The organism is Rhodococcus pseudokoreensis (assembly GCF_017068395.1).
GTDB lineage: Bacteria > Actinomycetota > Actinomycetes > Mycobacteriales > Mycobacteriaceae > Rhodococcus_F > Rhodococcus_F pseudokoreensis.
In genome coordinates this window covers 158158-173861 of the sequence record NZ_CP070619.1, presented here as the reverse complement: position 1 = coordinate 173861, position 15704 = coordinate 158158, and the positions used below count along the sequence as shown (strand labels likewise).

The window sequence follows — 15704 nt, the reverse complement described above, 5'->3', positions numbered from 1 at the left end:
GGAGTGTTCAGATCTCGAGAACGAGGCGCGGAGTGCGTGATCGTGAGACGCAGACCATCATCGTCTCGTTGGCCTCCTTCTCGGCCGGACTGAGAATCGAGTCGCGGTGTTCGGGTGTGCCGTCCAGCACGACGGTCTCGCAGGACCCGCATATGCCCTCCTGGCACGACGCGACTACCGGCACGCCCTGTTCCTCGAGGGCCTCCAGGATCGACTTTTCGGGCGGAACCGTCACGACCTGGTCGGAGATGGACAGCTCGACCTCGAACGATCCGGACAGGGCCGGTGTCTCGAGCAATTTGGGGCTGAATCGTTCGATATGGAGGGAACCGGACGGCCAGCTCGCTGTTGCTGTTTCGATCGCCTGGAGCAGGGGTTCGGGGCCGCAGCAGTAGATGATCGTGTCGGTTCGTACCGTTCCGAGGAGGCCGTCGAGATCGAGTAGGCCGAACTCGTCTTGCGGGCGGACGGACACCTTGTCCCCGTAAGTGGATTCGAGATGGTCGACGTACGACATGCTCGACCGTGAACGCCCGCCGTACAGCAGTTCCCACGGAATGCCGCGTTCCTCGGCGGCCAGGATCATCGGAATCATCGGGGTCACACCGATACCGCCCGCGACGAAGATGTAGTTGCCTGCCGGTTCGAGGGGGAAGTTGTTCCGCGGTCCCCGCACCTCGACGGCGGCGCCTACCTCGAGCTGGTCGTGGACGTAGATCGAGCCACCCCGACCCTCGACTTCGCGCAGGATCCCGACCTGCCACGATGCGCGGTTCCGGGGATCGCTGCACAACGAGTACTGCCGCACCGTGTCGCCCGGAAGGAGGAGGTCGATATGTGCACCCGGCTCCCAGGGCGGCAGCGGGGAACCGTCCGGGGAAGACAGCTCGAGCAGCACGACGTCGGAGGCTAGATTCTCCCTGCGCGTCAACGTCAGGGTTCTCGACTGTTCGAGGTTCGAACCCACCGGAGCCTCCCTCGATTCACTGATCATGGTATCGGACATGACTTTCCACCTGTTCGGACTGGACGGGATTCCGCCAACTGGCTACTACGCCGTAAGAGGCTGTTCGAGTAACAAACATAAATCTAACATCAATGAAACAAGATAAACAGGACTCGCGGGGAGGTTCACGCGTCTCCGGAGGTGCCCACCACGAAAGCTGACGTGGACCTCCGGTTGTGCAGAGTGCGTCCGCTGCCCGACGCGTGCCTCGTATCAGCTTCTGGTTGCCGATCTCGCAAAAAACGTTGCCGCCAAGAGTGATTCGACGGTGTTGGCGGCCGCGATCCAACTCCACGGCGGACCCGACATCGAGCGTATCGCACAGGTCGCGCTCGACGCGCTCGCCGGCGCAGCGATTGCTCCGGGAAGAGAATCTGGGGCGAAAGATACGTGCCGACAACATTTCTCGGGCAATCTCGCGTGCAAACTTCGCAGAATCGTTCACCGGGTGTCCAGTTCAGGTTACAGCTGTGCGTATTCGAGTTCTCGTACATCACCCCGTCAGATTCGGCCGAGCTGTCCGTGAATGCATGAACAACCCGTGATATCAGCAGTTTTCGTACAGCTCCACTGCCGATGCGTGGTTAACGAGAGCAACCACGAGCGGGCGTGAAGTGCTTTGTTGCTGAGCATCATTCGGTGGTGTTCGTGCCGGAATCGAGAACCGCGGTTCCAAGCCAGTGACAGAGTGCCAGCGCGTTCTCGAGTTCGAGGCGTCCCTCCCGGACGTTCTTCCCGAGCAACTCCTCGATCTTGTGTATCCGGTAGATGACCGTGTTCTTGTGCATGGTCAATGCGGCGGCGGATGCGGTATAGCTTCCCCCGGTCGAGAAGAAGGTTCGGAGTGTCTGACGGTGCAGCGCCGCGGTGGGGTCGTCGATTGCAAGCGGGCCGAGGGCATCGCGCACCCACCTGCGAGCGGAGTCGAGGTCTTCGCACATCAGCGCCACTGCACCGACCAACCCGATGGGAACCACGCGCGGACCGGGCACATTCGAGGCGCGTGCCACGACCGTGGCCTGGGCGGCTTGACGGTGGGTGCGGACGAATCCGATCATCCCGTGCTGCGGGGCGCCCAGGGCGACCGTGATCGGTTGGTCCCACTGTTCGACCGTCGTGGTCCATCCCGCAACGTCGACGTGTGTGTTACTGCCGAGCGGGAGCCACGCCCACACGGTGCGTTCGTCACGGGGTTCGAACAACGGCCGTTCGCGGCAGCCGAGGTGCTCGGCGAGTGCGGTCACCGCACGCTCGAAGGCGGGAAGGTCGCCGGCCGTGCCGCCGGGTTCGATCCACGCGATGAGGCCCAGGTGGAATTGGTCGAGTTGATATCCGAGTGTGGACTCGGCTGCCGTCACGTCGACGGGGCGGCCGTCGAGGAGGTCGCCGATCCGAGCGGAACGGGCGGTGCTGCGGTGGCGGAGCCACGTCTCGTATTCGAGTTCGTAGGTGTCGAGCATCTGTTCGTAGAGGCCGTCGATCTGAGTGGACAGCCGCGTCATGATCTCCACCGCCGCCTGCGCGACGACGGCCGGATCGGTGCCGAGTGTCTCGAGTTGCTCCAGACACCAACGCAAAATCGTGTTGTGCGTCAGCCGATAGCCGCGGTCGAGAACTGTGATGGGAAGGCCACGTCGAGCGAGTACGCGGGCGTACTCGGACATTGCTGTGGGCATCGGCATCGCCTCGGTGTCGCGGTCGTGTTCGAGCATCGCCAGGCTCAGCGACGTTGCGGCCTCCGCGCACGCGGTGAGAAGTTGTACGAGGTTGAGGTCGGTGGTGACTTCGTCGATCTCCGAGACGGTGCGCGCGATCATTTCTTCTGCGATGTCGACGCTGTGGGCGTTTGTCGCGGAATAGACGGTGGCCACGAGTGTTCGAACTGCGGACCGCTGATCGGTGTCGGGCGACACGCCGTCGCCGTCGCTGTCGAGTCTTGTCATTCTCCTAGTGCTCACCCCTAGAGCTAGCTCCACGAGCCTACCGCCGGATCGGAGCGAAGATCTCGGCGACGATGCCTCCGCGTCGTCGTGTCCGAAGCCGTCACACGTGGGTGGCAATGGGCGCGGAGTGCGAGCCCATCTGCCGATCTCATGTAGTCGTGGTCGGCGCGAACGGCAACACCCGACGGTACTGATGCAGTGATGCGGTGCACGATGTCGTCGAGTAGTTGCTGAGTCGCGGCCGGTGTTGCTCCGAACTCGACCAGCGAGGCGACGCGGATGAGATCCTGCGAGGTGACGCGGTGGGAGTCCGGTGTGCCGGCGCTGTGATGAGAGAGGGCGCCAAGGTGGAGACGGGCCTGTGCGCCGAGGCGCCCTGCCGCCGTGAGCACGAGTTCTTCCCACGCGAGATAACCGAAGGGATCATCCGGCGATGGTGGTTCTGGCAGCAGTTCTGCGATTCGTCGGGCCAAGGTGGCGAAGTGAGCAATCTGTTCCACTTGGGCTCCTCTACTAAATGTAATCCCGGTCACATTGGACGTTATTGGTCCGCCACCAGCATTCCAATGGACCAGGAGCCCACAGATTCGTTGTTCCTATTGGGCTGTGGGTACAATTCCCCTGGTATCTGCGGGTTAGTGCCGTAGTGAATTGCTTCCGCAGCATCTTCCGAGAAACCGGATGTCACACACTTTTGCCCGGCAAAGCGGGCGCTCGCGATGATGGTCCAGCTCGCACCAGGCTCGAACACCCGGTCGCCGACATCGCGAGGAGGACCATCGAAGCCCGTCCGGAGCGCAGGCGCCGGCGTTCGGTACGGCGTGGCTACGGTGCCGAGGGCACCGTCGGGTAGGCGGTCGATGGAGTTGATCGAGTGCGTGGGTGGCTGCGCGTTCGACGAGCAGGGGTACGAAGTCTCGGATTCGGTAGTCGCCGAAGCGGTGATGGGCGGCCGCGACCGCATCCTCGACCCGATCGTGGGCGAGGTGGTGGTATCGCTGGATCAAGTGTTCGCGCACTACTTCGCTGCGCTGCCGTTCGGCCACGTTCACGACAGAGATTGTGGTCCGGCGGTGGCGGTGGGGAACAGGTCTCTCGGCGCCACCGGTGTGGATTGCGGCCGCACCGAGCAGAAGGCACGTATGGCATCGACAGAGCACGTCGACCGTGACCTGGTGGACGAGGAGGTCGCGGCGCGCACCGCCCGGATCGGGGCCACCAGATGACACGGCTTGGTAGGCGCCGACGACCCAGAAGGCGCACGTCACCGGTCGCTCTGGCCCGAACTATGCCTGGCGTCCCGGGATCTGTGTGAAGTGGTGTGTTGCTGGTTGGCCTGCTTGTGGTGGCGTTGCAGGCGGTCCCCGCGGTAGGCGAGCAAGGTGAGACGTCGACGCGTCCGCCACCGCAAGATGTGGCCGGGCTCGAGCGAGCCGTAAGGCTAGCTCGAGCCCAACTGCTGCGCCGGACGTCCGACGCATCGTGGAGCTTGTTGCTGATCAGTGAAGAGGCTCGATGTTCGGCGCATCGCTGTTGTCCAAAGGTTCATGGTGGGCAGCGGTGTGTTTGTTAGGGGCTGATAATTCGTGTTGAGTGCGGCCGAAGACCATTGCAGGAATGAACGCTCCTATCAAGGCGCAAACAGTCCGACGATCGCGTAGACGTTGGTGCGTTCGGAGGCTCGATGCCTGAGACCGTCTCGTCAAGATGTCATGCCTGGTCTCCCTGCCGTCCGTGCTAGCCCTTCGCTCTCTGTGAGACTCTCGAAGGCTGGCAGCGCAGGTGCCGACTCAACCCCACGTCAGCGGGGAACGACAGCCTTGCCCAGCTCGTCCCAGCGTTCGCGTACGGCGTCGACGATCTCGTCGCCGGCCAGCCACTCGGGAGAGCGCAGCAGCTGAGTGGTTTCGCGGTAACGGACGTAGCGCTCCGGGTCGAGCGCCATGTAGGCGGCGAGCCGGTCGGAGAAGTCCGACGAGGTCGGATCGACCTCCTGGGCGACGCCGTCGACCGTGTACTCCACACCGGGAATGCGGTGGTCGAGCGTGTTCGAGGAGGTCCAGCAGTACTTGATCAGGGCATCGGCCTTGGCGTAGTACCGCCCCGCCAGTCCGGTCAGCTCATCGGTGCGCTCGGTCAGGTGAGCGGCCAACTCGGTGCGCAGGTCCGAGGCCTCCAGCGCGGCGGCGGTCATCCCCTGCCCATAGACGGGGTTGAAGCCCATCCAGGCGTCACCGATGGCGAGAAAGCATTCGGGCCGCTCCGGCTGGCCGGCGAAGTCGCGAAGCCGGCTGCGGGTATCACGCCACATCGAGATCTTCTCGGGGAACGTCACCTGCGACAGCGCCTTGTCCAGCTCGGGCACCCCGATGCTCGAGATGAAGTCGCGCAGCTTCTCCTCGGTCCGGGGCGGGTGGTCGCCGGCGGAGCCCTGAGCGGTCAGGATCCAGCGGCGCTCGCCCTCGACGACCCACATCGCCATTGCCCGGGACGCCGATTCGGGGGTCAGGGCACCGTCCCCGAACGCGGTGAGTGCGAGTGCCTGGAAGCCCGGGTCCCAGTCCTCGGGTACCTCCAGGAAGGTGGAGGAGTAGCCCCAGTGCGCGTTGACGACTTCCTCTCGGGGAGTGGGGTAACCGAGCGCCTGCAGCCACGTCGGAGACTCGGAGAACCGACCGCTGGCGTCGATCACCAGATCGGCGGACAGCTCTTCCCCGTTGGTGGTGCGCACTCCCGTGACCCGACCGTCGGCTCCGATCAGTCCGGCCACCTCTACGCCCGAGCGGTACTGCACGCCGTCGAGCTCGGCAGCCTTGTCGCGAAGCGCCTTCTCGATCAACGGCCGACTCGCCATCAGGAACTCGAGGCCCGACTCGAACCGAGGCGACCAGCCGACCCTGTCCAGGCGCATCACGTCTTGTGCGGAGTCGAGTCGCACCGCGCCCATCTCGAAGGCGTGATCGGAGAAGCCGGGTAGCAGAGAGTCCATCGCGGCCCGGCCGGCGGCCAAGAGCGCGTGGAAGTGGGCGCCCTGTGGCACTCCCTTCCGGAAGACCGGCTCGGTGGGTAGCTCGTCACGCTCGATCAGCACCACCTCGCGGAAGTGATCGGCGATCGCGGCTGCGGCCAGAGTGCCGCCGATGCTGCCGCCGATGATGATCGCGCGGCCGAGGAATGGGGTTGTCATGGGTGCTCCTGATTGGGCGGGAGACGCCTCGTCGCCCGGCGGCCAGATGTGGTCTATTTATCTACAAAGATAATAGCAAGCATAATTGGCGATCAGGGGTCAGGCAATGCTGATCCCGCCGTCGACCGTCATGGCCAGGCCGGTCACGTAGCGCGACTCGTCGGAGGCGAGGAAGACGACCGCGTGCGAGATCTCGACCGAGTCGACCCACGGGATCGGCATCGCCATCCGCGTGAGCGACGCCGCGGCGAGCTCCTCACGGCCGGGGCTGTCCACGCCGGGGCAGGCGCGCCGGTACATGAAGTCGTTCTGGATCATCGGGGTGTCGACCTGCGCCGGGTTCACGCTGTTGACCCTGATCATCTCCGGGCCGAGTTCGAGTGCCATCGCTCGCATCAGACCGACGACCCCGAACTTGCTGGCGACGTAGTGGGCGGTGCTGCGCGACGCCCGGATGCCGGCGCTCGAGCTGGTCAGGATGATCGAGCCGCCCGGACCGCCGGCGCGTAGGTGCGGCATCGCCGCCTTGACGGTGCGCCACACCCCGGTGAGGTTGATGTCGACGAGATCGGTGAAGGCGGCCTCGCTCATCTGGTCGAACGGCCCGATTGCGGTCAGGACACCGGCGTTTGCAACGACGACGTCGAGCCGGCCCAGCTCGGCGACACCTGCATCGACCGCCCGCTGCAACTGGGTGAAGTCACGCACGTCCGCCTGCTGGGCGACGATCGTGCGCCCGGTCCGCTCGACCAGGCGCACCGTCTCGTCCAGCTCCTCGCGGGTCCCGCCCGGATAGGCCATCTCCGGTACGTCGTCGCACAGGTCGACGGCGATGATGTCGGCACCCTCCTCGGCGAGCCGGACCGCATGGCTACGGCCCTGACCGCGTGCGGCCCCGGTGATGAAGGCAACTTTCCCGCTGACACGTCCCATATCTTGTTGCTAACCTTCCACTAATGATTTCTTGTTATGTTTGTCACCCTAGCTCCTCCTGCGGATCGTTGGGGAGGGTCTTGATTGGAGGAGTTGGTCGTGCGTGTCCTCGTGATCGGCGCCGGAATCAGCGGAATCGCCATGGGAGTCCGGTTGAAGCGAGCGGGAATCGATGACTTCCGCATCCTCGACGAGACCGACGGCGTGGGCGGGACCTGGCGGATCAACACCTATCCCGGTGCGGCGGTCGACATTGCGTCGCTGATCTTCCAATTCGGCTTCCGCACCCATCCGTGGCAACGCACCCACGCTCGCCGGCAGGAGGTGCTGGATTATCTCGAACAGGTGGCCGAGGAGGCCGACCTCGGGCGGCACTTCGTCTTCGGGACGCGGGTCACCGAGGCCCGCTGGAACGAGGACGAACATCTCTGGAGCGTCACGACGGCAGCGGGTGAGACCTACCAGGCCGAAGTCCTCGTCAGCGCCGTCGGGCTGCTCAGCAACCCGAACCTCGCCGCGTGGCCGGGCCTCGACACCTTCGGAGGCTCCGTCATGCACACCCAGCAGTGGCGCCACGACGTCGACCTGGCCGATGCGCGGGTGGCGGTGGTCGGGGTCGGGTCGTCCTCGGCACAGGTCGTTCCGGCGATTGCGCCGGTCGCCCGCTCGGTCAACGTCTTCCAGAGGGAACCCGGATGGGTGCTGCCGAAGGGCGAGCGCACCTACGACGCAGGCGAATTGCGCCGCACTTCCCGCGCGTGGCACCGGCGGCTGGACCGCAGCGTCCAGATCATCCGTAAGGAGTGGCGCAACCTCAGCGGCCGGCCGAGCTATGTCGCGGGCAGTAGGCGCAACCGGGCGATGGATCGGATGGCGCGCGACTACATCGGCGCCACCTTCGCCGATCGTCCCGACCTACGTGAGGCAGTCACGCCCACTTACCCTTTCGAGGGAAAGCGAGTGGTGTTCTCCGATGACTTCTATCCGGCACTCAAGCGCGACAACGTCCGCCTGATCCCGCGGCCGGTGGCCTCGGCGACGCCGACCGGTCTGGTCGATGTCGACGGAGAGCATCACGAGGTGGATGTGATCGTCACGGCGACCGGGTTCACCGCCGCAGAGCTTCTCGCCGGCTACGACGTGATCGGACGACGGGGACGCCGACTGCGCGACACCTGGGCGGACGGCGCGTTCGCGCATGTGGGGGTCACGGTCCCCGGCTACCCGAACTTCTACATGCTCTTCGGCCCCAACACCAACGGTTCCGGCGCCGTCAGCATCTATTGGAAGTCCGAGCAGCAGGCGGCGTGGGTCGTCGCTGACCTGCGCCGAATGCAGCGACGCGGTTTCAGTGCGATCGACACCCACGAGCTGGCCTGTACGGCATACAACGCCTGGCTGCAGCGCCGCCTGCGGCGCACGACCTGGGCCCGATCGAGCAACTACTTCAAGCACCCCTCGGGGCGGATCGTCACACAGTTCGACGGGAGCATCACGTTGCAATGGCTGCTACTCAAACTCGGCCGACCGCTCGGCACCTACGGGCTGCGCCGCGGGACGGGCGCATGAGCCGCTGGCGCGAGCTCCTCGACCCCGAGCTGGAGCCTGTGCTCGACGCCTTGCCCGCGGTCGACTTCGTGGACTACCAGCGTTTCCGCGCAGCTTCGGATGCCGGGGCAGCGGCCCGCGCCCGCGAGGTCGAACCCGGGGAAATCGAGATCGCCGACCGGGAGGTCGGCCCCGACGGCCGGACTGCATCGGTCCGGCTCTACCGGCCACCGGCGCGACCCGAGCCCCGGCCCGCGGTCCTGCACCTGCACGGTGGCGGATTCGTCAGCGGCTCGTCCGATGCCAGCCACGCCCGCAACGTGGAGCTGAGCCGCGAGCTGGGGGCGGTCGTGGTCTCGGTCGACTACCGCCGGGCGCCCGAGCACCCCTACCCTGCACCGCTCGACGACTGTGAGACGGCGCTGCGCTGGCTGATCGCCGCCGCCACCGACCTCGGTGTCGATCCGGGACGGATCGCCCTCCACGGTGTCAGCGCCGGCGGTGCCTTGGCAGCCGGCCTGGCGATCCGGGTACGCGGCGAACTCGCGCCGTGCTTCCAGTTCCTTTCGGTGCCCATCACCGACGACCGACTGGCCACGGCGAGCATGCTGCGCTACGACGACACCCCGATCTGGAGCCGTCGTGTGGGCGAGGTCAGCTGGGCCCACTACCTGGGCGACCTCGCCCCGGGATCGGCTGATGTGCCGGCGGAGGCGGCCCCCGGACGCGCGAGCATCGACGACCTGCGCGGTCTGCCGCCGGCGTACGTTGCGGTGATGGAACTGGACCCATTGTGCGACGAGGGTCTCTCCTACGCGGCGATGCTGGCCGAGGCGGGAGTGGCGGTCGAGGCGCACCGCTTCCCCGGCGCGTTCCATGCGGCCTTCACCGCCGAGCCGTCGGCCGGTATGTCCCGCCGCTACCTGGCCGAGGAGATCGCCGTCCTGGCTCGGGCGCTGGGAATGGAGCGATGATCGCCAGTCACGAGGGCAGTTGGACCACCAGCGGATCGAACGGCTCGCCCTCGGCGTAGACGTCGTTGAAGAGCGTCACGCCGTCGGCGGTCAGGGCCACGTCGTCGGCACCCCAGACCACGGACCCGTCGTCGGTGGCGATGCGCTCCAGCCGGGCCGTCACCAGCGGCACCCGCGGCGCACCCTCACGCGCCTGGGGATCCTCGATGGTGAGCACGGCCCGCGACCCGTCGACCTCCACCCAGGGATGGGCGATCCGAACGAAGAGCATTCCGAAGTGGCCGCTGAACCGGACGTCGCCGCGGAAGGCCCACACCTGCCTGCCCGCGTCGTCGCCGGCGCTGCTCGCTGCCGCGTCGTACTCATAGAAGAGATCACCGGTGCCGACGGGTGTCGCGCCCTCGCCGACCGAGCCCTTGCCGTCCGGCATCCGGCGCACGTAGTCGACGAACGAGCCTTTGATGCCCCAGCGCAGGCCGGGAGCCAGGCGACGCTGCGCCGGCGAGGTGGTGTCTGTGGAGGTGTCCATCGGTGTTCCGCCTTCGACCCGGGGCTACACTGCCCGATCCAATAATGCTCGGTTACGATGTTTGCACTATATGACCAAGGTTGCAATCGTGGAAGTCCATTATTGATCAACCGGCTGAGTGAGGTTTGAACAACAAATCCACTACAGAGATCCCGTCAGGAGCAATAACTTGCCGACCATGCCGTCCCCTGCCGCACCGCGCCCGTTGGAAGGCCTACTCGTCGTCAGTCTCGAGCAGGCCGTGGCGGCTCCCTTCGCCACCCGCCAGCTGGCCGATCTCGGGGCCCGCGTAATCAAGGTCGAGCGCCCTGGGTCAGGCGACTTCGCCCGCGGCTACGACACCGCCGTGCACGGGCTCTCGAGCTACTTCGTCTGGCTCAACCGGGGCAAGGAGTCCCTGACCCTCGATGTGAAGTCCGACAGCGGACGGGCCGTGCTGGGCACACTCCTGGAGAAGGCCGATGTCTTCGTGCACAACCTCGGACCCGGCGCCGTCGGCCGGCTCGGGTTCGGGGTGGAGGCCTTGGCCGAGCTCAACCCGCGCCTGGTCGACTGCGCGGTGAACGGCTACGGGAGCACCGGCTCGTGGGCGCAGCGCAAGGCCTATGACCTGCTGATCCAGTGCCAGACCGGCCTGGTCTCGATCACGGGTGGTCCCGAGACCGGTGCCCGGGTCGGCATCTCCGTGGCCGACATCGCCGCCGGCATGTATGCCTTCAGCGGAGTCCTGGCCGCGCTGCTCGCCCGTGCCACCACCGGCGTGGCACGCCCCGTCGAGGTCTCCCTGTTCGACGCGCTCGCGGAGTGGATGAGCCAGCCGGCGTATTACACCGCGTTCACCGGGGTCGAGCCGCGTCGGCTCGGCACCCACCACGCCACCATCGCGCCGTACGGGGCCTACCCGGCCGCCGACGGGACCGAGGTGCTGTTCTCGATCCAGAACGACCTCGAGTGGAAGACGTTCTGCACCGACTTCCTCGAGGATGCGGCGATCGTCGACGACGAGCGGTTCAGCTCCGGTGCGAATCGGGTCGCGAACCGGGCAGCACTGGATGTCTTCGTGACAGCGGCCTTTGCCCGGCGTACCAGCGACGAGGTGGTCGCACTGCTCGACAGGCTGCGGATCGCCAACGCGCGCATCAACCAGGTGGCCGAATTCCTCGACCACCCCGTCCTGCGCGAGCGCGGGCGCTGGCACGAGGTGCAGACGCCCGGCGGCCCGGCGCCCGCCCTCGCACCGCCGATCGACATCGCGGGCGTGACGCCGGTGATGGGCGACGTACCCGCCCTGGGGGAGCACACCGACGCGCTGCTGGCCGAGTTCGGACTCGAGCCCGGCGCCATCGAAAAGCTGCACGCCGACGGCGTCGTCTGACGCCGCACCAACCTTTCACCACGAACCAGGAGGAGTACGTCAATGGGTCATTTGGAGACACTCGATCCCGACGAGCGCACCATCGTCGTCGCCGGTGCCGGCCTGGCCGGACTGCGCACGGCGGAGGGTCTGCGCCGGCACGGCTGGACGGGGAAGATCACGATCGTCGGCGACGAGGTGCACTACCCCTACACCAGGCCGCCGCTGTCGAAGAAGCTGCTCGCCGACGGCGGCGATCACGCCGGTGTCGAACTCCGTCGGCGTGACAGCGAGCATCCGATCGAGTGGCTGCTGGGCTGCGCCGTCGTCTCGTCGGATCTCCGCCGCCGGGTCGTCGTGCTCGATGACGGCACGGAGCTGAGCTACGACGGACTCGTCGCGGCGACGGGGGTCCGGGCCCGCAGGCTGCCGCCCGAGATAGGCGGCCCGGCCACGGCGCTGCGCACGCTCGACGACGCGATCGCCCTCGGGAACAGGCTGCGGCCCGGCTCGCGCGTGGTCGTGATCGGCGCCGGCTTCATCGGCTGTGAGGTGGCCGCCACGGCGATCGCCCGTGGCTGCGAGGTGGCGATGGTGGCTGTCGACGACGTGCCGATGCAGGTTCCGCTCGGCGCCGTGGTCGGCGCCGAGCTGCGTCGTCGGCATGCGGCGGCGGGCGTGAGGTTCCACCTCGGCACCGGTGTGGCGGCGGTCGAGCCTGGCGCGGTGGTTCTCACCGACGGCAGCCGGCTCCTCGCGGACGTCGTCGTGGAGGCGATCGGCTCGGAGCCGAACACGGGCTGGCTCGAGGACAACGGACTCGATCTGACCAACGGCGTCGTCTGCGATCAGTTTCTTCGTCCGGGCGGACTCTCGGGCATCGTCGCTGTGGGCGACGTCGGGCGCTTCCCGAACGCGCTGTACGACGCCGAGCCGCGCCGCATCGAGCACTGGCAGGTGGCAGTGGACACGAGCATGTATGCAGCCAAGGTGCTGCTCGGTGATCTGGCGGAAACGCCGTGGACCGAGCCGTTCGGCACGATCCCCACGTTCTGGTCCGACCAGGGAGCAGTGAGCCTGCGCGCGCTCGGCCAGCCCGGTCTCGGCGACGAAGTCGAGGTGCTGGAGGGCGAGCTGGGTGGCGAGGCGGCCGTCGGCTACCGGCGCGGCGGCGCGCTGGTCGGCGTCGTGCTGCTCGGGATGCCCAAGAGCATGGGGGCCTACCTGCAGCGACTCACCGCCGAGCTGAAGACCGCCCGCGTCTGACCCACATGTAGGACGGCAGGGGCCGCACCCCGTAAGGTGCGGCCCCTGCCTGGAGCTGAAGGTTCGGGCGGTCAGGCGGAGAACTCGATGACGCCACGCAGGTTCTTGCCCGCGTGCATGTCCGCATAGCCCTCGTTGATCTGGTCGAGGGTGTACGTCTGGGTGATCAGCTCGTCGAGCTTGAGCTTCCCCTGGCGGTAGAGGTCGAGCAGGAGCGGTATGTCGCGGTGCACCTGCACGCCGCCATACACGTTGCCGCGCAGCGTCTTCTGGGTCAGCGTGAACATCGCGAGGTTCATGTTGACACTGTCGGAGGCGATCGGCGAGACGGACGTGATCACAGTGATGCCCGCCGGCCCGGTGAGGTCGACGATCTCGCCCAGCTTGCTGCCGTCGCCCACACCGACCGACAGGATCGCCGCGTCCGCGCCCCGCCCGGGCGCGAGGTCGGCGAGCAGCGCCTGCGCCTCCTCGATCGAGCCGACGGCGTGGGTAGCGCCGAACTCGAGCGCCTTCTGCCGCTTTATCTCCACCGTGTCGACAGCGATGATCAAGTTCGCGCCGGCGTTCTTGGCGCCCTGGATCGAGTTGACACCGACTCCGCCGCTGCCGATGACGACGACGTTGTCACCCGGCTCCACCTCGGCGAGGTAGACCGCCGCTCCCCAGCCGGTGGTGACGGCGCAGCCGAGCAGGGCGGCGACGTTGAACGGGATGTCCTTGTCCATCTTCACCACGCAGCGCTCCGAGATGACCGTGGCGTCGGCGAAGGTCCCCAGGTCGCCGGTAGCGGCGATCTCCTGGCCCCGGGCTCGGAACGACTTGGAGGCGCCGTACTCCTGCAGCGAGGCGTTGAGACACAGGTTGGAGCGTCCGCGCGCGCAGTTGCGGCAGTAGCCGCACGGCGGCTGGAAGATGAGGATGACGTGGTCGCCGGGCGCCACCCGCGTCACGCCCTGCCCTACCGCCTCGACGACTCCCGCACCCTCGTGGCCACCGACAAGGGGCAGGGGGGTCGGCATGTCACCGGTGACGGCGTGGTCGTCGGAGTGGCACAGGCCGGTCGCGCGGATCTTGACCCGCACCTGGCCCGGGCCGGGATCGGCGAGCTCCACGTCTTCGACGCTCCACTTCTCGCCCGTGCCCCACAGGATTGCTGCTCTGGTGCTCATCGCTGCCTCTCTTGTCGTCGAACGCACTGCGCCCGGCGCCTAATGTTGTTTAAACAACATAGTGGACATCATTAGAAGACGTCAACGGCGTCGGGCGCAGTACTTGTCGGGGGTCAGGACGAGAAGGTCAAACCCCGGAAGTCGTCGTCCGTGGCGGCGCGGACCCGCTCGCGATATTGCGGCAGGCCACCGGCATAGAGCAGGTAGGCGCGCTTGCGACCGGGGACGTTGGAGCCGAAGGCCCAGGATTCGGCCTTCTCCTGCAGGGTCCCGACGATGCCGCCGTTGACGTGGTCGATCCACTCGTCCTCGGCCGCCTCGGTGGTAGCGATCGTGGTGTGGCCGTGGTCGCGGGCGTACTCGACGGCGGAGGCGACCCAGTCGGCCTGGAAATCCGTGATGCGCGGAATGGTCCCCGTCACGCTCTGGGCTCCGCCGATCATGAAGAGGTTGGGGAAGCCTGCCGTCTGCATGCCGAACCAGGTGCGCGGACCCGCTTCCCAGTGCTCCTTCAGGCTGAGTCCGTTCTCGCCACGGATGTCGATCTTGTTGTACGAGCCGACGACGGCGTCGAAGCCGGTGGCGAAGACGATCACGTCGACGTCGTAATGGCCTGCGCTCGTCTCGATGCCGGTCTCGGTGAACCGGACCATGGACTCCTCCAAGGTGGAGACCAGTGTGACGTGCGGCTCGTTGAAGACCTCGTAGTAGCCGTTCTCCAGCGGCGGCCGCTTCTGTCCGAAACCGTGGTCGGTGGGGATGAGCCGGTCGGCGACCGCAGGGTCGTCGACCCGGGCGCGGATCCGCTCGGCGATGTAGGCGGTGCAGTTGTCGTTGGCGCGCTTGTCGAGGGCGACGTCGCGGAAGTTGCCCAACGCCATCACGAGGCCGGGGGAGTCGTAGAGCTTCTCGAAGCGCCTGCGTCGCTCCTCGGGGTCCAGGTCGAGGGAGGACTCCGTCATCGGACTGTGCGGCGAGCCGGAGGGGGAGAGCTGGGTGGCCTCGAAGATCTCGTCGATCCGGTCGCGGATGTCGTCCATCCGTTCGGGTGTGATGTCGAAGTTGTTGATCGGTGTGCACCAGTTGGGGCGGCGCTGGAAGACGACCAGGCTGTCGGCGTCCTTGGCGACGATCGGAATGATCTGGACGCCACTGGATCCGGTGCCGATCACGGCGACCTTCTTGCCGGTGAAGTCGACGCCGTCGGCCGGCCACAGGCCGGTGTGCGCCCACTCGCCGCGGAAGTCCTCGAGACCGGGAACCTTCGGGAAGGCCGGCGCCGAGAGGATGCCCAGCGCGGTGACGAGGTAGCGCGGCCGCCAGACCCGGCCGCTCTCGGTGGTCACGGTCCAGCGCCCGCTCGATGCGTCCCAGACGGCCGAGGAGACCCGTTGCTCGAGGTTGATCCGCTCGCGCAGCCCGAACCTGTCGACCGCGTAGTTGAGGTAGCGCTCGATCTCGGGCTGGGCGGCGTACTCCTCGCTCCAGTCCCACTCGTCGATGAGCTCTTTGGAGAAGAAGTAGCCGTAGGTATAGCTCTCGGCGTCGAAGCGGGCGCCGGGGTAGCGGTTCCAGTACCAGACTCCGCCCACTCCGGAGCCGGCCTCGAGCGTCTGTACATCGAGTCCGAGCTCGCGGAGCGCGTAGAGCTGGTAGATGCCGGAAATGCCGGCACCGATGACGAGGGCGTCGAGTGTTGTCGCCCCGGACTGTGGCTCCGTCACGAAGCTCCTCCTGTGCACTTGGTGAGGCACACTGAAGGTGCACTCATGTAATCAATTCATTGAACATA

13 protein-coding genes are annotated in these 15704 nt (G+C 66.7%); 5 read left to right on the top strand and 8 right to left on the bottom strand.

Annotated features, from left to right (window positions below):
• Positions 1-7 precede the first annotated feature (7 nt).
• The 3 genes from JWS13_RS06125 to JWS13_RS46415 form a co-directional block, all read right to left on the bottom strand.
• On the bottom strand, positions 8-994 hold the full coding sequence (locus JWS13_RS06125) for a PDR/VanB family oxidoreductase (protein ID WP_206011512.1): 987 nt from the start codon (positions 992-994) through the stop codon (positions 8-10).
• Positions 995-1638: 644 nt separating this feature from the next.
• Entirely contained in the window at positions 1639-2949 is a 1311-nt protein-coding gene (locus JWS13_RS06120; RefSeq protein WP_206004978.1) for a PucR family transcriptional regulator, read from the bottom strand.
• 635 nt (positions 2950-3584) lie between these two features.
• Positions 3585-3968 (bottom strand): three-helix bundle dimerization domain-containing protein, encoded by a 384-nt coding sequence (locus tag JWS13_RS46415; RefSeq protein WP_420855044.1) that lies wholly within the window; start codon positions 3966-3968, stop codon positions 3585-3587.
• A gap of 60 nt (positions 3969-4028) precedes the next feature.
• Between JWS13_RS46415 and JWS13_RS46410 the strand changes: the two genes are divergently transcribed.
• A complete protein-coding gene (locus tag JWS13_RS46410) occupies positions 4029-4175 on the top strand; it encodes a hypothetical protein (protein WP_420854999.1) in 147 nt (48 codons plus the stop codon).
• A gap of 575 nt (positions 4176-4750) precedes the next feature.
• Here the strand turns inward: JWS13_RS46410 and JWS13_RS06110 are convergent.
• Entirely contained in the window at positions 4751-6136 is a 1386-nt protein-coding gene (locus JWS13_RS06110; RefSeq protein ID WP_206004976.1) for an NAD(P)/FAD-dependent oxidoreductase, read from the bottom strand.
• 99 nt (positions 6137-6235) lie between these two features.
• Positions 6236-7069, bottom strand: a complete 834-nt coding sequence (locus tag JWS13_RS06105) for a mycofactocin-coupled SDR family oxidoreductase (RefSeq protein WP_206004975.1) — start codon at positions 7067-7069, stop codon at positions 6236-6238.
• Positions 7070-7168: 99 nt separating this feature from the next.
• Here JWS13_RS06105 and JWS13_RS06100 point away from each other — a divergent pair, with 99 nt between their 5' ends.
• Both JWS13_RS06100 and JWS13_RS06095 read left to right on the top strand, forming a co-directional pair.
• On the top strand, positions 7169-8638 hold the full coding sequence (locus JWS13_RS06100; protein ID WP_206004974.1) for a flavin-containing monooxygenase: 1470 nt from the start codon (positions 7169-7171) through the stop codon (positions 8636-8638).
• Positions 8635-9591: an alpha/beta hydrolase gene (locus tag JWS13_RS06095; protein ID WP_206004973.1), complete on the top strand. Its 957-nt coding sequence runs from the start codon at positions 8635-8637 to the stop codon at positions 9589-9591. The genes JWS13_RS06100 and JWS13_RS06095 overlap by 4 nt, the downstream gene beginning before the upstream one ends.
• A 7-nt stretch (positions 9592-9598) precedes the next feature.
• Here the strand turns inward: JWS13_RS06095 and JWS13_RS06090 are convergent, their stop codons facing one another.
• Entirely contained in the window at positions 9599-10120 is a 522-nt protein-coding gene (locus tag JWS13_RS06090) for an HtaA domain-containing protein (RefSeq protein WP_206004972.1), read from the bottom strand.
• Between the two features lie 178 nt (positions 10121-10298).
• Here JWS13_RS06090 and JWS13_RS06085 point away from each other — a divergent pair, with 178 nt between their 5' ends.
• Positions 10299-11495: a CaiB/BaiF CoA transferase family protein gene (locus JWS13_RS06085; RefSeq protein ID WP_206004971.1), complete on the top strand. Its 1197-nt coding sequence runs from the start codon at positions 10299-10301 to the stop codon at positions 11493-11495.
• Positions 11496-11537: 42 nt separating this feature from the next.
• Positions 11538-12740 (top strand): NAD(P)/FAD-dependent oxidoreductase, encoded by a 1203-nt coding sequence (locus tag JWS13_RS06080; RefSeq protein WP_206004970.1) that lies wholly within the window; start codon positions 11538-11540, stop codon positions 12738-12740.
• A 71-nt stretch (positions 12741-12811) separates the two neighbouring features.
• Here JWS13_RS06080 and JWS13_RS06075 read toward each other — a convergent pair whose 3' ends face one another.
• Together JWS13_RS06075 and JWS13_RS06070 are read right to left on the bottom strand one after the other, a co-directional pair.
• Positions 12812-13912 (bottom strand): NDMA-dependent alcohol dehydrogenase, encoded by a 1101-nt coding sequence (locus JWS13_RS06075; protein ID WP_206004969.1) that lies wholly within the window; start codon positions 13910-13912, stop codon positions 12812-12814.
• A gap of 113 nt (positions 13913-14025) precedes the next feature.
• Entirely contained in the window at positions 14026-15636 is a 1611-nt protein-coding gene (locus JWS13_RS06070; protein WP_206004968.1) for a flavin-containing monooxygenase, read from the bottom strand.
• Between the last annotated feature and the right edge of the window lie 68 nt (positions 15637-15704).